The organism is Gordonia phthalatica, assembly GCF_001305675.1.
GTDB lineage: Bacteria > Actinomycetota > Actinomycetes > Mycobacteriales > Mycobacteriaceae > Gordonia > Gordonia phthalatica.
The window spans coordinates 3,509,891-3,532,795 of record NZ_CP011853.1 but is presented as its reverse complement, the minus strand read 5'-3'; the positions used below and the strand labels follow the sequence as shown (position 1 = coordinate 3,532,795).

Annotated in this window: 19 protein-coding genes; 13 read left to right on the top strand and 6 right to left on the bottom strand. The window is 67.5% G+C overall.

Annotated features, from left to right (window positions below):
- The first annotated feature begins 28 nt into the window (after nucleotides 1-28).
- The 5 genes from ACH46_RS21340 to ACH46_RS16485 all read left to right on the top strand — a co-directional run bounded on the left by ACH46_RS21340 (nucleotide 29) and on the right by ACH46_RS16485 (nucleotide 10,713).
- Entirely contained in the window at nucleotides 29-973 is a 945-nt protein-coding gene (locus ACH46_RS21340) for a hypothetical protein (protein WP_157851080.1), read from the top strand.
- Nucleotides 973-1,749, top strand: coding sequence for a hypothetical protein (locus ACH46_RS16500; protein ID WP_062393883.1), 777 nt, complete (start codon nucleotides 973-975; stop codon nucleotides 1,747-1,749). The genes ACH46_RS21340 and ACH46_RS16500 overlap by 1 nt, the downstream gene beginning before the upstream one ends.
- A 318-nt stretch (nucleotides 1,750-2,067) precedes the next feature.
- Nucleotides 2,068-5,568, top strand: a complete 3,501-nt coding sequence (gene rpoB / locus ACH46_RS16495) for a DNA-directed RNA polymerase subunit beta (RefSeq protein WP_062395552.1) — start codon at nucleotides 2,068-2,070, stop codon at nucleotides 5,566-5,568.
- 37 nt (nucleotides 5,569-5,605) lie between these two features.
- On the top strand, nucleotides 5,606-9,562 hold the full coding sequence (locus ACH46_RS16490; RefSeq protein WP_062393882.1) for a DNA-directed RNA polymerase subunit beta': 3,957 nt from the start codon (nucleotides 5,606-5,608) through the stop codon (nucleotides 9,560-9,562).
- A 239-nt stretch (nucleotides 9,563-9,801) separates the two neighbouring features.
- Nucleotides 9,802-10,713, top strand: coding sequence for a hypothetical protein (locus tag ACH46_RS16485; RefSeq protein WP_062395550.1), 912 nt, complete (start codon nucleotides 9,802-9,804; stop codon nucleotides 10,711-10,713).
- A 109-nt stretch (nucleotides 10,714-10,822) separates the two neighbouring features.
- Here ACH46_RS16485 and ACH46_RS16480 read toward each other — a convergent pair whose 3' ends face one another.
- Nucleotides 10,823-11,809: an alpha/beta hydrolase gene (locus ACH46_RS16480; RefSeq protein ID WP_062393881.1), complete on the bottom strand. Its 987-nt coding sequence runs from the start codon at nucleotides 11,807-11,809 to the stop codon at nucleotides 10,823-10,825.
- A gap of 106 nt (nucleotides 11,810-11,915) precedes the next feature.
- Here ACH46_RS16480 and ACH46_RS16475 point away from each other — a divergent pair, with 106 nt between their 5' ends.
- Nucleotides 11,916-13,061, top strand: coding sequence for a DNA polymerase IV (locus ACH46_RS16475; RefSeq protein ID WP_062393880.1), 1,146 nt, complete (start codon nucleotides 11,916-11,918; stop codon nucleotides 13,059-13,061).
- 16 nt (nucleotides 13,062-13,077) lie between these two features.
- On the opposite strand, the gene ACH46_RS16470 is transcribed toward ACH46_RS16475, so the two are convergent.
- From ACH46_RS16470 to ACH46_RS16460, 3 genes are read right to left on the bottom strand one after another with little or no spacing between them, the layout of a single operon-like run.
- On the bottom strand, nucleotides 13,078-13,611 hold the full coding sequence (locus ACH46_RS16470; protein WP_062393879.1) for a nucleoside deaminase: 534 nt from the start codon (nucleotides 13,609-13,611) through the stop codon (nucleotides 13,078-13,080).
- Between the two features lie 30 nt (nucleotides 13,612-13,641).
- Nucleotides 13,642-14,139, bottom strand: coding sequence for a SixA phosphatase family protein (locus ACH46_RS16465; protein WP_062393878.1), 498 nt, complete (start codon nucleotides 14,137-14,139; stop codon nucleotides 13,642-13,644).
- Nucleotides 14,136-14,414, bottom strand: coding sequence for a hypothetical protein (locus ACH46_RS16460; RefSeq protein ID WP_226995649.1), 279 nt, complete (start codon nucleotides 14,412-14,414; stop codon nucleotides 14,136-14,138). The genes ACH46_RS16465 and ACH46_RS16460 overlap by 4 nt, the downstream gene beginning before the upstream one ends.
- Before the next feature lie 122 nt (nucleotides 14,415-14,536).
- Between ACH46_RS16460 and ACH46_RS16455 the strand changes: the two genes are divergently transcribed.
- The gene (locus ACH46_RS16455) at nucleotides 14,537-15,076 is read left to right on the top strand and encodes an OsmC family protein (RefSeq protein ID WP_062393877.1); all 540 of its coding nucleotides are present in this window, start codon (nucleotides 14,537-14,539) and stop codon (nucleotides 15,074-15,076) included.
- A gap of 57 nt (nucleotides 15,077-15,133) precedes the next feature.
- The gene (locus tag ACH46_RS16450; RefSeq protein ID WP_062393876.1) at nucleotides 15,134-16,000 is read left to right on the top strand and encodes a DMT family transporter; all 867 of its coding nucleotides are present in this window, start codon (nucleotides 15,134-15,136) and stop codon (nucleotides 15,998-16,000) included.
- An 82-nt stretch (nucleotides 16,001-16,082) separates the two neighbouring features.
- On the opposite strand, the gene ACH46_RS16445 is transcribed toward ACH46_RS16450, so the two are convergent.
- On the bottom strand, nucleotides 16,083-16,535 hold the full coding sequence (locus ACH46_RS16445; protein ID WP_062393875.1) for a flavodoxin domain-containing protein: 453 nt from the start codon (nucleotides 16,533-16,535) through the stop codon (nucleotides 16,083-16,085).
- A gap of 307 nt (nucleotides 16,536-16,842) precedes the next feature.
- Here ACH46_RS16445 and ACH46_RS16440 point away from each other — a divergent pair, with 307 nt between their 5' ends.
- Nucleotides 16,843-17,724: a DUF3558 family protein gene (locus ACH46_RS16440; RefSeq protein WP_193392914.1), complete on the top strand. Its 882-nt coding sequence runs from the start codon at nucleotides 16,843-16,845 to the stop codon at nucleotides 17,722-17,724.
- Nucleotides 17,721-18,266: a DUF3558 domain-containing protein gene (locus ACH46_RS16435; protein ID WP_062393873.1), complete on the top strand. Its 546-nt coding sequence runs from the start codon at nucleotides 17,721-17,723 to the stop codon at nucleotides 18,264-18,266. Before ACH46_RS16440 ends, ACH46_RS16435 begins: the two co-directional genes overlap by 4 nt.
- Before the next feature lie 21 nt (nucleotides 18,267-18,287).
- On the opposite strand, the gene ACH46_RS16430 is transcribed toward ACH46_RS16435, so the two are convergent.
- The gene (locus ACH46_RS16430; RefSeq protein ID WP_062393872.1) at nucleotides 18,288-19,106 is read right to left on the bottom strand and encodes an acyl-[acyl-carrier-protein] thioesterase; all 819 of its coding nucleotides are present in this window, start codon (nucleotides 19,104-19,106) and stop codon (nucleotides 18,288-18,290) included.
- A gap of 127 nt (nucleotides 19,107-19,233) precedes the next feature.
- Between ACH46_RS16430 and ACH46_RS16425 the strand changes: the two genes are divergently transcribed.
- From ACH46_RS16425 to ACH46_RS16415, 3 genes are read left to right on the top strand one after another with little or no spacing between them, the layout of a single operon-like run.
- A complete protein-coding gene (locus ACH46_RS16425) occupies nucleotides 19,234-20,913 on the top strand; it encodes an FAD-dependent oxidoreductase (protein WP_062393871.1) in 1,680 nt (559 codons plus the stop codon).
- The gene (locus ACH46_RS16420; RefSeq protein WP_062393870.1) at nucleotides 20,913-22,184 is read left to right on the top strand and encodes a glycosyltransferase family 4 protein; all 1,272 of its coding nucleotides are present in this window, start codon (nucleotides 20,913-20,915) and stop codon (nucleotides 22,182-22,184) included. The genes ACH46_RS16425 and ACH46_RS16420 overlap by 1 nt, the downstream gene beginning before the upstream one ends.
- Complete coding sequence (locus ACH46_RS16415) at nucleotides 22,178-22,903, top strand: class I SAM-dependent methyltransferase (protein WP_062393869.1); 726 nt, start codon at nucleotides 22,178-22,180, stop codon at nucleotides 22,901-22,903. Before ACH46_RS16420 ends, ACH46_RS16415 begins: the two co-directional genes overlap by 7 nt.
- Nucleotides 22,904-22,905: the final 2 nt, after the last annotated feature.

Genomic DNA, 22,905 nt, shown 5'->3' with positions numbered 1-22,905 from the left:
GGTCACCCGATGACTAAGGTTGCGCTCGATGACACACGATGACAGCAGTAATCCGGAGGTGGATCCGGCCGACGTCGCTGAGACGGTCGACGACGAGTCGACGGCGCAGGCCCAGACCCCGACCGTGAGTCTGGAGAAGAGCGACGCCGACGCGTCCGACACCTCGGATGACGCCTCCGACGCGGGATCGGTCGACGAACCGAGTACCGACGAGGCCGAGTCCGCGGAGGACGACGACACGGACGCCGACGAGACCGACGCGGATGCTGACGTCGACGCCGAGGAATCCTCCGACGAGGAATCCTCCGACGAGGAATCGTCGGACGACGACGCGGCGGCGAAGAAGCAGAAGAAGCCGGTCCGCGTGGACACCGACGAGGCGTCGGCGCGATCGCCGTTCGCATCGATGGCGTTGGCCGCCGCGGTCGCCGCGCTCATCGCCGCGATCGTGTGCATCGGCTACTTCGGCTACACCGGTGCGCGGGCTTACACGTCCGACTCCGCGCGGACCGAGTTGCGCGACCAGTCGATCGACGTGGCGCAGCAGGCGGCTCTGAACATCACCGCCATCGACCCTTCCGACCTCAAGAGTTGGGAGAACCGGCTGAAGTCGTCGCTGACCGGCGATGCACTGAAGCAGGCGAACATCAGCGAGTTGAAGGCGGCGATCGAGAACAGCCAGGCTGCGGGCAGCAAGCCCGGCCGGATCGATTCGAAGATCGCGCGGAGCGCGGTGATGTCGCTGGACACCGAGAGCAACAGCGCCGTGGTGCTGGTCTTCGCCAACGTCACGGCGACCGACGGCGGCAGTAGGCCGGCGAGCGACCAGGTGGGCTTCGCCCTGACCGTCGTCGACATCGACGGCACGCGCAAGGTGAACAAGGTGGTCGCGTTGAACGAGATCGAGTTCTCGGATGCGGGCTCCGGCACCGCGCCGGCTCCGACCGACCCGACGCAGAAGGGTGGTAACTGATGGCCGCGAAACGCCCGATCAAGCCCACGTCCTCGCCGTCGAAGCGGACACCGAAGGTCGCCGGCCGCAGCAGCGCTCGCGTGACCGTCTCGAAGGCTCTCGAGGAGACGGTCGACACCGCGGCGTCGGACGCCGACGTCGTCGCGAGCGGGGCCGCCGACGAGGCGACCTCGTCGACCGGCGCCGTTTCCGGAGTGGAGCGCAAACGCCGCGCTGCCGCCGCACGTGAGGTCCGCGAGAAGGCGGAGCGCTCGCGCGCGGCCGAGGGCAAGCCGCCGCGCGGTACCGAGGCCACGCTGCGCACCGCCGCGATCGTCGGCGCCATCGCCGTCGTCCTCGGCGTGATCGCCACAGTGCTGGCCCTGCACCCCGGTGCGGAGGTCTCGGACAACCGCGCTTTCATCGACCAGTCGGAGACCGACCAGGTCCTCAGTCAGACCAGGAGTGCGGCGTGCGCCCCGTTCCAGTACGACTACAAGACCGTCGACCGCTGGATCGACTCGACGCGCGACCATTTCACCGGTGAAGCGCTGAAGCAGTTCGAGGACAATCTGAAGGTCACCACGGAGATCATCAAGCAGGCGCAGTCCTCGTCGGAGTGCCAGGTGGATCAGATGGGCGTGGAGAGCCTCCAGGGCGACCACGCGTCGGTCATCGGGACGCTCATCGTCAGCGAGACCAGCCAGGGCAACATCAAGCAGAGCCTCCCGCACATCCGCTACGACGTGAAGCGGGAAGACGGGAAGTGGCGGATCAACTCGATCGGCGGGTTCTGATCGGGACCCGTCACCAGGACTTTCTCCTGGATTCGGCGCGTTTCGCTTGACGTACCGGCCTCCGCGCGGCACGCTGTGACAAGTCGATTCTGCGAGGTAGGCAGCCTTCAGCAAATCTTCTTCCGCCGGGGTGTACACAACCCTGAAATAATCTGATACAGTTGGACGTTGCGCTGGCTGCCTCCTGTCCGCTGATCGATCATCCTTCCAGCCGTCCCGTTTCGGGAGGGCTCTCGGGTGTGATGTTTGTGCAGGTTGCACGACCACCGCAGGCCACATGGCCACGCACCGAGAAACTTCGTGTTGGAAGGACGCATCTTGGCACTCGACCGCCAGTCCACCTCAACCACATCGGGAATCATCCCGGGCGCTCCACATCGCGCTTCCTTTGCCAAGATCGACGAGCCGCTCGAGGTCCCGGGCCTGCTCGATCTGCAGTTGGATTCGTTCGAATGGCTCGTCGGTACGCCCGAGTGGCGCGCAAAGGCGATCGCGCGGGGTGAGGAGAACCCGGTCGGCGGACTTGAGGAAGTCCTCCGCGAACTGTCGCCCATCGAGGACTTCTCGTCCTCCATGTCGCTTTCCTTCTCCGATCCGCACTTCGACGAGGTCAAGGCCTCCATCGAGGAGTGCAAGGATAAGGACATGACCTACGCGGCGCCGTTGTTCGTCACCGCGGAGTTCATCAATAACAACACCGGCGAGATCAAGTCGCAGACGGTGTTCATGGGCGACTTCCCGATCATGACCGACAAGGGCAGCTTCGTCATCAACGGCACCGAGCGTGTCGTGGTGAGCCAGCTGGTCCGCAGCCCCGGCGTCTACTTCGATTCCTCGATCGACAAGACCACCGAGAAGACGCTGCACTCGGTCAAGGTGATCCCGGGCCGCGGCGCCTGGCTGGAGTTCGACGTCGACAAGCGCGACACCGTCGGCGTCCGCATCGACCGCAAGCGTCGTCAGCCGGTCACGATCCTGCTCAAGGCCCTCGGCATGACCAACGAGGACATCGCCGAGCGCTTCGGTTTCTCCGAGATCATGATGTCGACCCTGGAGAAGGACTCGACCACCAACCAGGACGAGGCCCTCCTCGAGGTCTACCGCAAGCTGCGTCCGGGCGAGCCGCCGACCAAGGAGTCCGCGGAGAGCCTGCTGGAGAACCTGTTCTTCAAGGAGAAGCGCTACGATCTGGCTCGCGTCGGTCGCTACAAGATCAACAAGAAGCTCGGCCTCACCGCGAACCCGATGTTCGGCGCGTCGACCCTGACGACCGAGGACATCATCGCGACGGTCGAGTACCTGGTGCGCCTGCACGAGGCCGACCCGAACCAGACCACCATGATGACCGTTCCGGACGGCGTCGAGGTCCCGGTCGAGGTCGACGACATCGACCACTTCGGCAACCGTCGCCTCCGCACGGTCGGCGAGCTGATCCAGAACCAGATCCGTGTCGGTCTCTCGCGCATGGAGCGCGTGGTGCGTGAGCGCATGACCACCCAGGACGCCGAGGCCATCACCCCGCAGACCCTGATCAACATCCGCCCCGTCGTGGCCGCGATCAAGGAGTTCTTCGGAACCAGCCAGCTGTCGCAGTTCATGGACCAGAACAACCCGCTGTCGGGTCTGACGCACAAGCGTCGCCTCTCGGCACTGGGCCCGGGCGGTCTGTCGCGCGAGCGCGCCGGCCTGGAGGTCCGTGACGTCCACCCGTCGCACTACGGCCGCATGTGCCCGATCGAGACCCCTGAGGGCCCGAACATCGGCCTCATCGGTTCGCTGTCGGTGTACGCCCGCGTGAACCCGTTCGGCTTCATCGAGACGCCGTACCGCCGCGTCGACGACGGTGTGCTGACCGACGAGATCGTCTACATGACCGCCGACGAGGAGGATCGCTACCTCATCGGCCAGGCGAACACGAACTACGACGCCGACGGCAACATCACCGACGAGCGCGTCCTGGTCCGCATCAAGGGCGCCGAGGTGGAGTTCGTCCCCGCCAAGTCCGTCCAGTACCTGGACGTCTCGCCGCGCCAGATGGTCTCCGTCGCCACCGCGATGATTCCGTTCCTGGAGCACGACGACGCCAACCGTGCCCTCATGGGCGCCAACATGCAGCGTCAGGCCGTGCCGCTGGTCCGTAGCGAGTCGCCGCTGGTCGGCACCGGTATGGAGCTGCGCGCCGCCGTCGACGCCGGCGACGTCATCGTCACCGGCAAGACCGGTGTGGTGGAGGAGGTCTCGGCCGACTTCATCACGATCATGGCCGACGACGGCACCCGCGACAGCTTCCGCCTGCGCAAGTTCGAGCGCTCCAACCACGGCACCTGCGCCAACCAGGTCCCGATCGTCGACGAGGGTCAGCGTGTCGAGGCCGGTCAGGTCCTGGCCGACGGCCCCTGCACCGATCACGGTGAGATGGCGCTCGGCAAGAACCTGCTCGTGGCGATCATGCCGTGGGAGGGCCACAACTACGAGGACGCGATCATCCTGTCGCAGCGCCTCGTCGAAGAGGACACCCTCACCTCGATCCACATCGAGGAGCACGAGATCGACGCCCGCGACACCAAGCTGGGTGCCGAGGAGATCACGCGGGACATCCCGAACGTCTCCGACGAGGTGCTCGCCGATCTCGACGAGCGCGGCATCGTCCGCATCGGCGCCGAGGTCCGCGACGGCGACGTCCTGGTCGGCAAGGTCACCCCGAAGGGCGAGACCGAGCTGACCCCGGAGGAGCGTCTGCTCCGCGCGATCTTCGGTGAGAAGGCGCGCGAGGTGCGCGACACCTCGCTGAAGGTTCCGCACGGCGAGACCGGCAAGGTCATCGGCGTCCGCACGTTCAGCCGTGACGAGGACGACGACCTGGCGCCCGGTGTCAACGAGCTCGTCCGCGTCTACGTCGCCCAGAAGCGCAAGATCCAGGACGGCGACAAGCTCGCCGGCCGCCACGGCAACAAGGGCGTCATCGGCAAGATCCTGCCGCAGGAGGACATGCCCTTCCTGCCGGACGGCACCCCGGTCGACATCATCCTGAACACCCACGGCGTCCCGCGTCGTATGAACATCGGTCAGATCCTCGAGACCCACCTCGGTTGGGTGTCGAAGGCCGGTTGGAACATCGACACGGAGAAGCTCGAGGAGGAGTGGGCCAAGCGCCTGCCCGAGGAGATGCACTCCGCGGCTCCGAACACGAACACCGCCACCCCGGTGTTCGACGGTGCCAAGGACGACGAGCTCGCGGGTCTGCTCGGCTCCACCCTCCCGAACCGTGACGGCGACGTCATGGTCGGCGCGGACGGCAAGGCGACCCTGTTCGACGGTCGCTCCGGCGAGCCCTTCCCGTACCCGGTCGCGGTCGGCTACATGTACATCATCAAGCTGCACCACCTGGTGGACGACAAGATCCACGCTCGTTCCACCGGTCCGTACTCGATGATCACCCAGCAGCCGCTCGGCGGTAAGGCCCAGTTCGGTGGCCAGCGCTTCGGTGAGATGGAGTGCTGGGCGATGCAGGCGTACGGCGCCGCCTACACCCTGCAGGAACTGTTGACGATCAAGTCCGACGACGTCGTCGGGCGCGTGAAGGTCTACGAGGCCATCGTCAAGGGCGAGAACATCCCCGAGCCGGGCATCCCGGAGTCGTTCAAGGTGCTCCTCAAGGAGCTCCAGTCGCTGTGCCTGAACGTGGAGGTCCTCTCCAGCGAGGGCACTGCGATCGAGATGAGCGACACCGACGACGAGGACCTCGAGCGGGCTGCTGCCAACCTCGGCATCAACCTCTCGCGCAACGAGTCGGCGACCGTCGACGACCTTGCCAACTGACACTCACCTGACTTCAAGAGACACTGAAAGGCAACTAGTGCTCGACGTCAACTTTTTCGACGAACTGAAGATCGGCCTTGCGACGGCCGACGACATCCACAACTGGTCGTACGGTGAGGTCAAGAAGCCGGAGACCATCAACTACCGCACCCTGAAGCCCGAGAAGGACGGCCTGTTCTGCGAGAAGATCTTCGGACCGACTCGCGACTGGGAGTGCTACTGCGGCAAGTACAAGCGCGTGCGCTTCAAGGGCATCATCTGTGAGCGCTGCGGCGTCGAGGTGACCAAGGCCAAGGTGCGCCGCGAGCGCATGGGCCACATCGAGCTGGCCGCCCCGGTCACGCACATCTGGTACTTCAAGGGTGTGCCGAGCCGGCTGGGCTACCTGCTCGACCTGGCGCCGAAGGATCTCGAGAAGATCATCTACTTCGCCGCCTACGTGATCACCGCCGTCGACGACGAGCTGCGTCACGCCGAGCTCTCGACCCGCGAGGCCGAGATCGGTGTGGAGCGCAAGGCGATCCTCGACGACGTGGAGGCCGCTCTGGCCGAGCGTCAGCAGAAGCTCGAGGCCGACCTGGCCGAGCTGGAGGCCGAGGGTGCCAAGGCCGACGCCAAGCGCAAGGTCCGCGACGCCGCCGAGCGTGAGCTCAAGCGCATGCGCGACCACGCGAACCGTGAGGTCGAGGCCCTCGACGAGATCTGGGACAAGTTCGTCAAGCTGACGACCGGCGACCTGATCATCGACGAGCGCCTGTACCGCGAGCTCGAGGACCGCTTCGGCGAGTACTTCACCGGCTCGATGGGTGCCGAGGCCATCAAGCGTCTCCTGGAGACATTCGACATCGAAGCCGAGGCCGAGTCGCTGCGCGAGACCATCCGCACCGGCAAGGGTCAGAAGAAGCTGCGTGCGCTGAAGCGACTCAAGGTCGTCGCGGCGTTCCAGCAGTCCGGCAACTCGCCGCAGGCCATGGTGCTCGACGCCGTGCCGGTGATCCCGCCGGAGCTGCGTCCGATGGTGCAGCTCGACGGTGGCCGCTTCGCCACGTCGGACCTCAACGACCTCTACCGTCGCGTCATCAACCGCAACAACCGCCTCAAGCGACTGATCGACCTCGGCGCCCCCGAGATCATCGTCAACAACGAGAAGCGGATGCTGCAGGAGTCGGTCGACGCCCTGTTCGACAACGGTCGTCGCGGCCGTCCGGTCACCGGACCGGGCAACCGCCCGCTGAAGTCGCTGAGCGATCTGCTCAAGGGCAAGCAGGGTCGTTTCCGTCAGAACCTGCTCGGCAAGCGCGTCGACTACTCGGGCCGTTCGGTCATCGTGGTCGGCCCGCAGTTGAAGCTGCACCAGTGCGGTCTGCCGAAGCTGATGGCCCTGGAGTTGTTCAAGCCGTTCGTGATGAAGCGTCTGGTGGATCTCAACCAGGCTCAGAACATCAAGTCGGCCAAGCGCATGGTGGAGCGTCAGCGCCCCGCCGTGTGGGACGTCCTCGAAGAGGTCATCGCCGAGCACCCGGTCATGCTGAACCGTGCTCCGACGCTGCACCGCCTCGGCATCCAGGCCTTCGAGCCGCAGCTGGTGGAGGGCAAGGCCATCCAGCTGCACCCGCTGGTCTGTGAAGCGTTCAACGCCGACTTCGACGGTGACCAGATGGCCGTGCACCTTCCGCTGAGCGCGGAGGCGCAGGCCGAGGCCCGCATCCTGATGCTGTCCTCGAACAACATCCTGTCGCCGGCGTCGGGCCGCCCGCTCGCCATGCCGCGTCTGGACATGGTGACCGGTCTGTACTACCTGACGACCCAGAAGGAGGGTCTGACGGGCGAGTACACCCCGGCCACCGCCGACGACGTCGAGCGCGGCGTGTACGCGAACCCGGCCGAGGCCATCATGGCCGTCGACCGCGGTGCGCTGACCATCCAGTCGCGCATCAAGGTTCGGCTGACGCAGCAGCGTCCGCCCGCCGACATCGAGGCCGAGCAGTTCCCCGAGGGCTGGACCCGCGGCCAGGCGTGGGAGACCTTCACCACCCTGGGTCGGGTCATGTTCAACGAGCTGCTCCCGCGGGACTACCCGTTCGTCGACGAGCAGATGCCGAAGAAGCGCCAGGCCGTGATCATCAACGATCTCGCCGAGCGCTACCCGATGATCGTCGTCGCACAGACCGTCGACAAGCTGAAGGACGTGGGCTTCTACTGGGCCACGCGTTCGGGTGTCACCGTCTCGATGTCGGACGTTCTGGTTCCGCCGGCCAAGGCCGAGATCCTGGAGCGTTACGAGGAGCGGGCCGACGGTCTGGAGCGCAAGTTCCAGCGCGGTGGCCTCACCAAGGACGAGCGTCGCGACGCCCTCGTCGAGATCTGGAAGCAGGCCACCGAAGAGGTCGGTAAGGCGCTCGAGGACTACTACCCGGACGACAACCCGATCACGATGATCCCGAAGTCGGGTGCGACGGGCAATATGACCCAGGTCCGCAACCTGTCGGGCATGAAGGGTCTGGTGACGAACCCGAAGGGCGAGTTCATCCCGCGTCCGATCAAGTCCTCGTTCCGCGAGGGCCTGACCGTCGCCGAGTACTTCATCAACACGCACGGCGCCCGCAAGGGTCTGGCGGACACGGCTCTCCGTACCGCCGACTCGGGTTACCTGACGCGTCGTCTGGTGGACGTCTCGCAGGACGTCATCGTCCGTGAGACGGACTGTGGCACCGAGCGCGGCATCCTGGTTCCGCTCGGCGAGAAGCAGGCCGACGGCAGCATCATCCGCGACGCGCACGTCGAGACCTCGGCGTACGCCCGCACCCTGGCGTCCGACGCGATCGATGCCGACGGCAACGTCGTCATCGCCCGCGGCACCGACCTGGGTGACCCCGCCATCGAGGCGCTGCTCGCCGCAGGCATCACCGACGTCAAGGTCCGCTCGGTCCTCACCTGTGGCACCGGCACCGGCGTCTGCGCCTACTGCTACGGCCGCTCGATGGCCACCGGCAAGCTCGTCGACATCGGCGAGGCCGTGGGCATCATCGCCGCACAGTCGATCGGTGAGCCCGGCACCCAGCTGACGATGCGTACGTTCCACCAGGGTGGTGTCGGTGACGACATCACCGGCGGTCTGCCGCGTGTCACGGAGCTGTTCGAGGCCCGCGTGCCGAAGGGCAAGGCTCCGATCGCCGAGGTGTCCGGTCGCATCCGCATGGAAGACGACGATCGTTTCTACAAGATCACGATCATCCCGGACGACGGCAGCGACGAAGTCGTGTACGACAAGCTGTCGAAGCGTCAGCGTCTGCGCGCCTTCAAGCAGGAGGACGGCAGCGAGCGTCTGCTGGCCGACGGTGACCACGTGGAGGTCGGTGAGCAGCTCCTCGAGGGTGCTGCCGATCCGCACGAGGTGCTGCGCGTCATGGGCCCGCGCCAGGTGCAGATCCACCTGGTCAACGAGGTCCAGGAGGTGTACCGGAGCCAGGGTGTGTCAATCCACGACAAGCACGTCGAGACCATCGTCCGCCAGATGCTGCGTCGCGTGACGATCATCGACTCCGGCGCCACCGAGTTCCTGCCCGGCTCGCTCACCGAGCGCGCCGAGTTCGAGGCGGCCAACCGTGCCGTCGTCGCCGAGGGCGGGGAGCCGGCTGCCGGCCGTCCGGTCCTCATGGGCATCACGAAGGCCTCGCTGGCCACCGATTCGTGGCTGTCGGCGGCGTCGTTCCAGGAGACCACTCGCGTGCTGACCGATGCGGCCATCAACAGCCGCAGCGACAAGCTCGTCGGCCTCAAGGAGAACGTGATCATCGGTAAGCTGATCCCGGCCGGTACCGGTATCAACCGCTACCGCAACATCGAGGTTCAGCCGACCGAGGAGGCTCGCGCAGCCGCCTACGCTCTGCCGACCTACGACGACACCTACTACAGCCCGGACGGCGCCTTCGGCGCCCCGAGCGGTGCCGCCGTTCCGCTGGACGACTACGGTTTCGGCAGCGACTTCCGCTGACCTGAGCTCACGCACGGCCCCGTCTCCCTCTGGGAGGCGGGGCCGTCGTCGTATCGCACCAGTTGTGGTCGAGTCGCACCACTTCGGGTCGAGTCGCACCGGTTGTGGTTCCCGCACTCGGTCGCGACCGAGTGCGGGAGGTGGAAGTGGTGCGCAAAAAAGAGGGCTGTGGATAGGACTGCCGGAGCCTGTGGATACCGCACTGGCCAATAATGCTGAGTCCGACTTGTATGGCGACCATGCTGAAAGTCAACGAGAACGGCGTCATCGTCCGCAGCGAAGCGCTCGACACCGGTTCGACCGACGCGGACATCAAGAACGCGGTGCGATCCGGCGAGATCGTCATCGCAGCCAGAGGGCGCTATGTGCCGGCGGCCGGTCTACCCGAGGTCCGGTGGAAGCGTGAACAGGAGATCTATCGGCGTCGATGCCTGTGCGAGGCCGCGGAGGGTGCTGTTCTGACCCACCAGTCGGCGGCGGCGATCCTCGGACTCGCCATGCTGAATCCCGACCTGCGGCGGATCCACGTCGGTGTCACGAGAGGCTCGAGTGGCAAGGTGCGCGCCACCCGCCACATCCACTGCGGCCTGGACATGGACGACGTCGTGGTGGTCGACGGCGTGGCCGTGACGAGCCTGGAACGCACGGCGGTCGACGTCGCACTGGTCTCCGACTTCGCCGGCGCCCTCGCCGTCTTCGACTCAGCGCTGCGACTCGGAGCGACGCACGAGAGCCTCGAAGCCGCCATCGACGGACGACGACGCCGCGGTTCCGTCCGCGTGCGTCAGGCCCTGCGTCACGCCGACGGAGGGGCTGCGAACCCGGGTGAGTCTTGGAGTCGCGCGCAGATGATCCAGAACGGCCTCCCCGCGGCGGTTCTACAGCGCGAAGTCGAGGTGGAGGGTGTCCTCTATTACAGCGACTTCGAGTGGGACGGGCTGGTGATCGGCGAATTCGACGGTGAGGGCAAGTACCTGAACAATCGCCGTCCCGGAGAGACCATCGCGCAGGCGGTGATCCGGGAGAAGAACCGGGAGAACGCTCTGAAGGACATGGGCTTCGACCTGGTGCGGTGGGATTGGCCGGTCCTCACGTCTCATGGCGTCGCCGACCGCGTCATCCCGCATCTCCGCCGGGCCGGTCTCTACTGACTCTCGCACCACTTCCAGCTCCCGCACTCGGTCGCGACCGAGTGCGGGAAACACAACCGGTGCGACTCGCCCGGAAGTGGTGCGATACCACCGGAAGTGGTGCGGGTACTCAGGCGCCGATGGCGCGGGCGATCATCGGCCAGGAGTTGCGCAGGTCGGCGTAGAAGAGGCCCCAGGTGTGGACGCCGTCGGGGCGGTGGACGAAGCGGTGGGGGATGCGCAGGGCGTTCAGCCGGTTCGACATGGTGGTGGTGCACTGCAGGGCGACGGCTTCGATGACGTTGCCGCCGACCAGGCCGCTGCCGTTCTGGAGGAGACCGCCGTCGACCGGGCCGGCGATGCCGGACCCGGCGGACAGATAGATCGCCTTGCCGCGCAGCTTGTTCGCGTTGACGACGGGATCGTGACGGAACCAGGCCGGGCTTCCGGGCGGGCCCCACATGTTGACGACGTTGCCGCCGCCGCGCGCCGTGACTGCGGTGGCGGCGAGCGTGCCGAGCGGATCGGTGGTGCCGGGGCAGCCGCTGTACGACGCGACGGCGCGATACAGGCGCGGCACCTGCGTCGCCAGGTCGAGCGCCGGGCCCGCGGACATCGAGACGCCGGAGATCGCGTTCACGCCGCTGGTGCGGAACTGCTTGTCGACCGCGGCGGGCAACTCCCGGGTGAAGAACGTCTGCCACTTGTTACGGCCGAGGGCGGGGTCGTCGTGCTGCCAGTCGGTCATCATCGAGAACCGGCCGCCGATCGGCAGGACGACATTGACGCGCTTGTTCGCGAAGAACTGGCGGACCCGCGTGTTGTTGAACCACGAGATGCCGTCCTCGGCGCCGCCCGCACCGGGAAGCATGTAGAACACCGGGAGGCCCGCGGGACTGCCCGCGGGATGCAGCACATGGCTGCGGACCGTGCGCCGCATGGACGGGGAGTACACCGAGATCATCGAGACGGTGGGGCTCAGCGCCTGTGCGGCGGTGACCCGAGGCGCCGCATGCGCTGCGGGACTCGGCGCGAGCGTCACAGCGCACGCCGCTGCGAACAGGGCCGCGAGGAGTGTTTGAACAGAATGTCGTCGTGATGTGGCGATTCCTCCCATACGACCGACACTATGGGGCGGGGGTGACGAAAGTGAAACCGAAACGGGCGTCGTTGCCGAATCGATAGGCCGTCGTTGTCGATGCATCGGCAATAGCATCGACCTCATGGGTGAGGCGACGCGCTACCGGTGGCTCCTCCACGTGGACCTCGACCAGTTCCAGGTCTCAGTGGAACGGCGACGTCGCCGCGATCTCGTCGGTCGCGCGGTGATCGTCGGCGGTGACGGCGATCCGACACGGGCGAGACAGGTGGTGACCTGCGCGTCGTACGAGGCCCGCGACCGCGGGGTGCGCGCCGGGATGCCGATGCGCGTGGCGGGGAAGAAGGCGCCCGACGCCGTCTTCCTGCCCCTCGACATGGCGGCGTACGAAGCCGCGTCGACGACGGTGATGGACGTGCTGCGCCGATTCGGCGACGCGATCGAGGTGTGGGGATGGGACGAGGCCTACCTCGGGATAGACGACCGGGGGATAGACGAACGGGGAATCGACGGACGGGGAATCGATGACCGCACCGGTCCGTCGGCGCACACGCTCGACGAGATCGTCGAGGTGGCGCAGACCATTCGTCGAACCGTCTTGGCGGAGACTGGACTGGCCTGCTGCGTCGGCGTCTCCGACAACAAGCAGCGAGCCAAGGCCGCGACGGGCTTCGCGAAGCACGCGATCCGCGAGCCCGGCGCGACGGACGAGGCGCGGATCTTCGTCCTCGACGAGACCAACTGGTCCGCGCTGATGGACTCGCGGCCCTGCCGCGACCTGTGGAGCGTCGGCTCGCGGACCGCGGCCAAGCTCGCGGCCGCCGGCATCGACACCGTTGCGCAGCTCGTCGCGACCGACCGCGACGAGCTGATCGCGATGTTCGGGCCGCACCAGGGCACGTGGCTGTACGTGCTCAGTCGCGGCGGGGGAGACGACGGGATCTCGTCGGAGCCGTCGATCGCGAAATCGCATTCCAAAGCGAAGACCTTCGACACGGACCTGACCGACTACGACGACCTGCTCGCCGCCGTCCACGCCCTCACCCGAGAAGTCCTCGATCAGGTCGTCGCGGAAGGACGCATGCCCTTCCGGGTGGGGCTCACCGTCCGGACCGCGACCTTCTTCACCCGCACCAAGACGCGGAAGATGTCCGAGCCGTCGACCGAGTTCGCGTCGATCATCTCGGTCGCATCGGCACTGCTCGACGCCTTCGAGGTCGACCGACCGATCCGGTTGATGGCGGTCAGGCTGGAACTGCTCGACCCCTGAACGGTGGTGCTGCCGGTCAGAGTCTGACGCCGGCCGAGCGGGCGTGCAGTTCCCGAAGCTCCTCGGCGAGCTCCGGCGCAGGCCCCGAGACGGGGATGCCGGGTGCGACGTCGTTGATCGCCAGCGCGGCGACCGGTCCCTCGGGGAGTCCCCACGTCGCACGCCAGTGGGAGTACTGGGCGGCGCTGGCCGCGTAGACGATCCGACCCAGGCCGACCCACGCGTGGGCGGCCGAACACATCGGGCAGTGCTCCCCGGAGGTGTAGACGACCGCGGCCGCGCGCTGCTCCTCGGTCAGGTTCTTGGCCGCCCAGCGGGCGATCGCGAACTCCGGGTGACGGGTGTGGTCGCCGCCGCTGACCCGGTTGCGGTCCGCGAACCGGACGTCGCCCGCCGCGTCGACGATCAACGAACCGAAGGGCTCGTCGCCGCCGTCGAGCGCCTCACGCGCGAGCGTGACGCACCGTCGCAGGAAGACCAAGTCGGCTTCGGTCGGTTCGGGGATCACCGCGTACGTCGCGGCGGGTTCGCTCGGGTCGGGGACTGTCATGCGCGTGACGTTACCTGTCCGGCCCGGACCTCACCGGGGGACCCGGAACGCAGTGAGGTGAGCGTCACCATCGACGTCGAGGCCCAGCCGGTCCCACGGAACGGACACCGCCACCACCGCGTACGCCGACGTCGGGAAGCTGTCGATCTCGCCCGCGGGGTCCAAGGACAGCGCGGTCTCGGGCATTCCCGGAAAGTGCCCGACCACCAGCACCGTGGACGCGTCGGCCGGTGCGTACAGCCGCACCGTCTCGAAGATCTCGGCGGGAGTGCCGCCGTACAGATCGCCCACGTACTCCACGGGCGCATCGATCCCCGTCTGCTCCAGTGTCATTCGGGTTCGGGTGGCGGTGGAGCACAGGGCGACGTCGACCGTCAGCCCGTCGGCCGCCATCCACTCCCCGGCCAAGGCCGCCTGCTTCATGCCGCGGTCGTTCAGCGGTCGATCGTGGTCGTACACACCGTCCGGGTAGGCGGACTTGCCGTGCCGCATCAGGATCAACAGCCGCTTCGGGGCGTCGGAGGTCATGCCGCGCCACTCCGTCCGGGAGCGTGCAGCGAACCGTCGGCCGACATCAACCGCAGCAGCTGCGCGGTGTCGCGCCACGCGGACACCTCCTGGGTGTACATCAGATACTCCTCGATCCGGTCGGCGGCCAACGCCTCGTCGGCCAGCTCCGTCAGCTCCAGGAGTTCGTCGACGCACAGGTTGATGAGTGCCGGGAGTCGATCGCCGCGGCAGGCGTCACCGATGTCCCGCGACGACAAGGTGGTCATCCGTTCCAGGTCCCTGCGATAGGTCATGCACCCACGGTAGATCGGGGGTCTGACAATTCAGGCCAGGCGCGCGACATCGCCGTACAAGGTTAGATTCACTCCGCTCACAATCCTGGTCGGGACCCGGCGGCGTCCTTACCGTCGTTGCCATGACGACAACAGAGCTCATCAGCATCCCGGACACCGACGGCAAGTTCAACGCGATCGCCTCCGCCACGGCCGACGCGGTCGCCGCCAAGGCGAGCAACGCCGAGGTGGTCTTCAGCGCATCGGCCGTCGCCGGCGAGGGCGTGTCGAGCGAGATCGCCCTTCGCTCGTTCCGCGTCTCCGTCGACGAACCCCCGACCCTCGGCGGCAACGACACCGCAGCCAACCCGGTCGAGTACTACCTCGCCGCACTGCTCTCCTGCCAGGTGGTGACCTACCGGTTCTGGGCGGAACGGCTCGGCATCGTCGTCGACGACCTCAAGCTCTCCGCCGAAGGCGACCTGGACGTGCGCGGCTTCTTCGGGCTTGACGCCGATGTCCGTCCCGGATTCACTGCGGTTCGAGTCGCCGTCGAGATCAGCGGACCCGCCTCCGACGACGACTACCGCCGCCTGCAGGAGGTCGTCGAACAGCACTGCCCGGTGCAGGACCTGACGGCGAATCCGACGCCCGTCACCACTGAGCTGCGCGTCACACGTTGATCGATCAGCGCCCGTAGGGGGACGGGAAGGGGCCGTCAACCACTAATCTGATCAGTGATGCATACCTGGGCTCCGATACTGCTGGCGATTGGCGCCGCCGTCCTGATTGCCGTCGGAACCGTCCTGCGGCAGCGGGCGTCGGCGGCCAGCGGTGCGATCACCGCCGGGTGGAGCCTGGGCGCGATGATCGCGCTCAGCGGATTCCTGCTGCAGGCGTCGGCACTGGGACTCGGTTCGATTCTGGTGGTGCAGCCGCTGGTGGTGCTGGCGGTCCTCTTCGCGTTGCCGTTGGAGGCGTGGATCGACAAACGACGCCTCCGCCGCAACGAATGGATGTGGGGGCTGGTCCTGGTGGCGTGCGTGGCCGGCTTCCTGATCCTCGCCCGACCGGTCTCGACCGATCGTCGGCCCAACATGCTGGTCATGGCGATCACCGTCGGCACCCTGGTCGTCGGTCTGGTCGCGATCGTCGTGAACGCCGAACGCTGCCGGAGCGCGCACTTCCGTGCTCTCAGTTACGGCATCGCGGCCGGCGCGCTGTTCGGAGTGTCGGCGCTGCTGATCAAAGCGGTGGCGCTGCGCGTGCTCGACGACCCGATGTCGGTGTTCGGGCACTTCGAGGTGTACCTGCTGGTGGTCGTGGTGATCCTCGCGATCGTCGCGCAGCAGCGAGGGTTCGGCGCAGGCGACCTGCAGACCTCGTTCCCGGCGATGAACGTGATGGAGCCCGCCGTCGCCATGGTGCTGGGCATCGCCCTGCTCGGCGAGAACGTCTACGTCGGCGCGCCCTCGGCGGTGACGCTGGTGGTCGTCGGGATCATCGCGGGCACCGCGGTGGTCCGACTGGCACAGGAGGCGGCCAACCCCGCCAACGCGACGGCCCGGATCCGCGAGGAACCGGTTCCGATGGGCCCGCCGTCCTGAGACCGCCGTCCCCGACACCGCAACGAGAGATCCCGGCCGTCCGACAGTGTCGGCGACCGGGATCTCTTCGTGGTTCTGGGGGTCAGGCCTGATCGATCAGGGCGGGCAGCGCCTGCGCCCACTCCTCGGCGGCCTTCGCGGGCTTGATCGCCGACGAGGCGTCGTGCCGGAAGTGCTCGCCGACCTGGGTCGCACCGAGTCCGGTGAGCTTCTCGGCCATGATCTCGCCACCGCGGTTGTACGTGTCGTCGTACACGGAGTCGCCCATGCCGAAGACGGCGAAGCGGAGGCCGGTCAGATCGGGCTTCTCCTCGTCGAGCTCGTCTGCGAAGGGAAGCGCGCTCGACGGCAGCTCGCCCTCGCCGTAGGTGGAGCAGACGACGACCAGGAAGTCGTCGGTGTCCAGGTCCTCGGCGGCGTACTCGGCCATGTCGTAGATCGACGGGTCGTAGTCAGCCGCAAGCACGTCTGCGATCGCGTCGGCCACGAGCTCGCCGGTGCCGGTTTCGGTGCCGTAGAGGATGACAGCTGCCATAGTGGTGAATCTCCTGGGGTTGCGGTCTGCGACGACGATTACGGTAGCGTAACCAAAACTGTCAGTCGAATCCCGGACCAGGTACTTTCAGCGATCGGGCACCGGTCCGGGCGCGTTCGCGCCGGTTCCTGCCGTCCTCCTGTCGGTGACCGGACTGCCGTTTGCGACCGATCGAATGACGTGTGCCGGGCGTGTCGTCGCCGTTCGGCTGCAGTATCAGTGGCAGTCACTAGTCTGGGTGGGGACTCCTGACCGACGTGGCGTTCAGTCGGCAGCGGTGCGAAGGACAGGGCGTGAAAGGGGAGTGATGGCGACCCGCATCGACAGTTGGATCTGGTCGATCCGACTGACCAAGACACGATCGGCGGCCGGTGCGGCGTGCCGGGCCGGTCACGTGCGGCTCAACGACGCGACCGCCAAACCCGCGGCGACGCTCGCCGTCGGCGATCGGGTGAGCCTGCGCGTCGGTGGCCGCGAACGCATCGTCGAGGTGGTCAAGCTCATCAACAAACGCGTCTCGGCACCCGCCGCGGCCGAGTGCTTCATCGACCACAGTCCGCCGCCGCCGTCGCGCGAGGTGATCGCCAGCATCCCGCGTCGTGACCGGGGTGCGGGCCGACCGACCAAGCGCGAACGTCGGCAACTGGACCAGTTCCGTTCCGGAGCGATGGTGATCGCGCTCGCCGCGCTGGCCGCGGGACTGCTGGTCGGATGCTCGTCGTCCGACGACGGCGGCGACTCCGCAGCCACCGAGACGCCGAAGGCCGGTACGGGACCTCAGTTCGACCGGTGCGGCGGCCTCACCACCGACGGCGTCATCGAGATGTCGGGCATGCCGGGGCTGCAGCTCGTCATCGACAACACCTCCACCTGCGAGTGGCGGGCCGGTGCCGAACGCAACGGGTCGGTCTCGTTCAACTGGTACCGCGGTTCGCCGATCGGTCGCGAACGCGGAACCGAACAGCTGCAGCGCGACCGGTCCCAGGACTACTCGGTCGCGGGGAAGCCCGGGTTCATCGCGCACTCGGCCGGCATCTGCGAGACCGGCATCGCGTGGGACGCCGACTTCATCGAGATCTCCCTCGCGTCGCCGATCGCTCCCGGCCAGGGTGCGACGATCCCGGTGGACCGACTCTGCGACTCCGCGAAGCGGATCACCGAGAAGGTCGTGAACGGAGCACCGTCATGACCACGATCAGGACCCGGATCGGAGCCGCGATGATCGCGGCGGTCGCCGCGTGGACGCTCGCCTCCTGCACCGTGGACGGCCAGGCCGTTCGGGAGGGGCGCGCGGTCGGCTCGGACACCGGCCACGTCGACACCAGCAAGTTCGACAAACTGCTCGCCGAATGCGAGGTGCTCCCGGCGTCGACCATCGCCCGCACCGTGGGCGGCACGACCGCCGCACCCAACTTCTTCGGCGCCAACTGCCGGTGGACCATCCAGCCGGGAACGATCGACGTGACCTTCAACTGGTTCGAATGGGGCGACTACAACCTGGAGAAGGAGACCGCGAAGCATCTCGGCTTCACCACCGAGAACATTCAGGTGCGCAGTCAGTCGGGCTTCACCCAGCGGGACCCGAAGCGGCCCGCCGTGTGCGGAGTGACCGCGAAGTCGCAGTCGGGCGGCATCTTCACCTGGTGGGTGGAACGCGAGAGCGCCCCGCAGGGGGATGCGTGCGCCGCACCGATCAAGCTGATGGAGTTGATCCTCAGCGGGGCCAACTAGCGTCGGTCTAGGACCGGCTGGTCAGGCCGGGATCCGTGCCACCGACACCGATGCCGCCACCTCGAGTGCGCCGTCGTCGTCTGGGGTCATGATCCACATCAGCAGGACGTCGTCGAGCCGTTGCCGTCGGACCATGACGCGGGTCCCGGGCTTGATGGGACGCAGGTACTCGATGATCGCGCGGTGCGGACCCGCGAGCAGGTCGGCGTGATCCACCAGCTCGTCTTCGACGGCCTCGAAGTAGGCGGCGTTGTTGAGGTGTTTGAACGGGTCGAAGTCGGTGATCCGCAAGACGTGCTCGCGGTCGGGGAGGTCCAGCTCCTCGGGGGCCGGAGCCTTGCCCGGGTTCATCGCCTTCCAGCGCAGGCGGTGCTCGTCGGTCATCGGCAGCAGCGTCTCCATGGCGAGATCGCTGATCCGCGACGGCATGCCGTCGGCGTTCATGTTGATCCAGAAGGCCTCGGTCTCGACGACGCCGTTCGGCCGCGGCTCCGGATTGAACTCGTTGGTCTCGGCGGTGGCGTTGATCCGGACCCGCATGTTGGTCCACCGGGTCGAGAGCGAGCCGCACCAGCGTTCCACGCTGAAGTCCGACGGCCACGTGATCGGCTCCAGGACGTCGATCACGGTGCGCCGGATGATCCAGAACGGATCGGTCTTCGCGAAGGGCAGGACCGCGATGTTGTCGTTCGCGACGTCCTGCAGATACCGGGCCAGCCCGTCGAGCCGCACCCGCATGTCCTGGTCGATGTCGCCGGTGCGCACACGGTAATCGGCCGTGAAGAACTTGGCACCGACCTTCCGATCGCCGAGCGGCTGGTAGGTCTGCGGTGCTGTCATGGAAGGGTGAGCTCCTCGATCTCGCGGCTGCCGACGCCTCAGCGCTCGGAAGAATGTGACGCTCGATACGGTACTCTGAACAAAACTAGAACACGTTCACCCTTGGAAACCGAGAGGGAATCAGAAGATGACGCATGTAATCACGCGCGCTTGCTGCAATGACGCCTCCTGCGTCACCGTCTGTCCGGTCAACTGCATTCACCCGACCCCCGACGAAGCGGATTTCCTCACGGCCGAGATGCTCTACATCGATCCGGAGACCTGCATCGACTGCGGGGCCTGCATCGATGAGTGCCCCGTCAGCGCCATCTACCCCGACGATCAGCTGCCGGAGCAGGAGGAGCCCTTCCTCCAGATCAACGCCGACTACTACAAGGACCACGACGTCGAGGGCGGCCTCGTCCGGCACCCGCGGGCACCGCAGCTGCCGTCCGACGAGTTGCGCGTCGCGATCGTCGGCGCAGGCCCGGCCGCGATGTACGCCGCGCAGGAACTGGTCAAGAAGGCGCAGATCCAGGTGGACGTCTACGACCGCCTGCCCACCCCGTACGGTCTGGTGCGCGCGGGCGTCGCCCCCGATCACGAGCAGACCAAGGGCGTCGAAGGGCACTTCGCGCTGGTGGAGAAGAAGCGGAACTTCACCTATCACCTGGGCGTCGAAGTCGGAACGCACATCACGCACGACGAACTCCGGGAACGCTACGGCGCCGTGCTGTACGCCGTCGGCGCCGCTAACGACCGCCACCTCGGCATCCCCGGCGAGGAACTCCCCGGGTCCATCGCCGCCACCGAGTTCGTCGCCTGGTACAACGGCCACCCCGAGTACGCAGACCGGGCCTTCGACCTCTCCGGCGAGACGGCCGTCGTGATCGGCAACGGCAACGTGGCCATCGACGTCGCCCGCATCCTCGTCACCGACCCGGAGGAGTTGGCGAAGACCGAGATCGCCGACCACGCCCTCGACGTGCTGCGCGCATCGAACATCCGAGAGGTGATCATCGTCGGTCGCCGCGGCATCGAGCACGGCGCGTTCACCAACGCCGAGTTCGTGTCGCTCGTGGACGTCGCCGGCGTCGACGTCGTCATCGACGAGGCCGAACTGACCCTGTCTCCCGAGGCGGCCGCCGCTGAGGCCGACGGCACCCTGAACTCGGTGACCGCCACCAAGGTCCGGCTCGCTCGCGAGTACGCGGCCGCTGCGCCGACCGAGGGCAACCGCCGCATCGTCTTCCGCTTCCTCACCTCGCCGACTGAGGTGATCGGCGACGGCGCCGCGGCCGGTATCAAGACCGTCCGGAACCGGTACGTCGGCGACGGCCGGATCGAGCCCACCGACGAGACCTCGGAGATCGCCGCCGGGCTCGTCGTCCGCTCCATCGGCTACCGCAGCCTGCCCATCAAGGACCTGCCGTTCGACGACGAGCGCTCAGTGGTGCCCAACGACGAGAGTCGCGTCCTCGACGGTCCCGGCGGCGCCCCGCTGCCCGGCGTCTTCGTCGCCGGCTGGATCAAGCGCGGTCCCACCGGCGGCATCGGCCGGAACCGGCTCTGCGGTGAGCAGGCCGCGGCGGCGATCCTCGCGGATTTCGCCGGCGGAGTGCTGGCGACACCGACCGCGGACTCGAGTGATGTGCCCGACCTGGTCACGGGGCGTGGTGCCGAGCGCGTGGACCTCGACGGCTGGAAGCGGATCGACGCCGCCGAGCGGGACGCCGGGTCGACCGCCGGCCGCCCGCGCATCAAGTTCACCAAGATCGAGCAGCTGCAGATGATGGCGCGCCAGTCCGACGTCGTCGGCGGCGCATAGTGCGGATCGCACTCCTGTCGTACCGCAGCAAACGGCATTGCGGGGGACAGGGCGTCTACGTCCGCCACCTGTCGCGGGAACTCGCGGCACTCGGCCACGACGTCGAGGTCTTCTCCGGCCAGCCGTACCCCGACCTGGACGACGGCGTCGCGCTGACCAAGGTGCCCAGCCTCGATCTGTACGGCGAACCCGAGCCCTTCCGGAACCCGAAGCTCCGCGAGTACCGCGACTGGATCGACGTCCTGGAAGTCGTGGCCATGTGGACCGCGGCGTTCGGTGAACCGTTGACCTTCAGCCTCCGGATGGCGCGTCTCCTGAAGGGGCGGCGCGACGACTTCGACGTCGTGCACGACAACCAGTGCCTCGGCTACGGGCTGCTCTCGATCAAGCGGCAGGGCTTCCCTCTGGTCGCGACCATCCACCATCCGATCACCCGCGACCGCGCGCTCGCAGTCAAGGCCGCGAAGGGGCTGAAGAAGATCACCGCCTGGCGGTGGCACTCGTTCCTCGCCATGCAGGGGCGCGTGGCACGACGCATCCCGTCGCTGCTGACCGTCTCCAACAGCAGCGAGCGCGACATCCGCGACGCCTTCCGCGTGGCACCCGGCGCGCTCGCGACCATCCCGCTCGGCGTCGACGTGGACCTCTTCGCGCCGCGCGGCCCACGAGTCGCCGGTCGGATCGTGTGCGTCGCCAGTGCCGACGCCCCGCTCAAGGGCGTCTCCTACCTGCTCGAAGCCGTCGCGAAGGCGGCTGCCGAACGCGACGTGCACCTGGTGCTCGTCTCCAAGCTCGACCCGGACGGGCAGTCGGCCGCCCTGATCGACGACCTCGCGATCGCCGACCGCGTCACCGTGGTGTCCGGGCTCGACGACGCCGAGCTCGCCGAACTCCTCGCGAGCGCCGAGGCCGCGTGCGTGCCATCGCTGTACGAGGGCTTCTCCCTGCCGGCCGTGGAGGCGATGAGCTGCGGCACCCCGCTCGTCGCGACCCGCGCGGGCGCGATCCCCGAGGTGGTCGGCGACGATGAGACGGCCGCCGTGCTGGTGCCGCCGCGCGACGCCGGTGCCCTGGCCCAGGCGCTGCTCCGGATCCTCGACGACCCGGGGTTCGCCGCGCGGATCGGCGCCGGCGGTCGTGCCAGGGCCGCCGAACGCTACAGCTGGTCGGCGGTCGCGAAGGCCACCGTCGAGCGCTATCGGGCGGCCGTCGAGGCCGTCTCGCCCATTCCGGCCGACCAGACCCCGAGCGAGAGGACATCTTCGTGCTGACCGTCGACTTCGACCGCCTCGACGTGGGACCGGGGGTGCGCGCCATCGACATCGGCGCCGGTCAGGGCAGGCACTCGTACGAGATGCTGCGTCGCGGTGCCGACGTGATCGCCTTCGACCAGAACGAGAAGGACATGGCCGACGTCGCCGAGATGTTCGGCGCCCTCGCCGCGGCGGGGGAGGTCCCCGAGTCCGGCGTCGCCCGCACCGCGGTCGGCGACGCCCTCGCGCTGCCCTACGACGACGCGAGCTTCGACGTGGTCCTGATGTCGGAGATCCTGGAGCACATCCCCGACGACGAGGCGGCGATCGCCGAGATGGTCCGCATCCTGAAGCCGGGCGGACTCGCCGCGGTCACCGTCCCGCGGTACTGGCCGGAGAAGGTGTGCTGGACGCTGTCGGACGCCTACCACGAGGTGGAGGGCGGCCACGTCCGCATCTATCGGGCGTCGGAGCTGGCGGACAAGCTCGTCGCCGCGGGCCTGGAGGTCACCGGCTCCGGGTTCGCGCACGCGCTGCACTCTCCCTACTGGTGGCTCAAGTGCGCGGTCGGCGTCGACAACGACAGCAACCCGCTGGTCCGCGGCTATCACCGCATGCTGGTGTGGGACATGATGAGCAAGCCGTGGGTGACGCAGGTCGGCGAGCAGCTGCTGAACCCGGTGGTCGGGAAGTCGGTCGCGATCTACCTGCGCAAACCCGAGACGGACCAGCGGTAGTC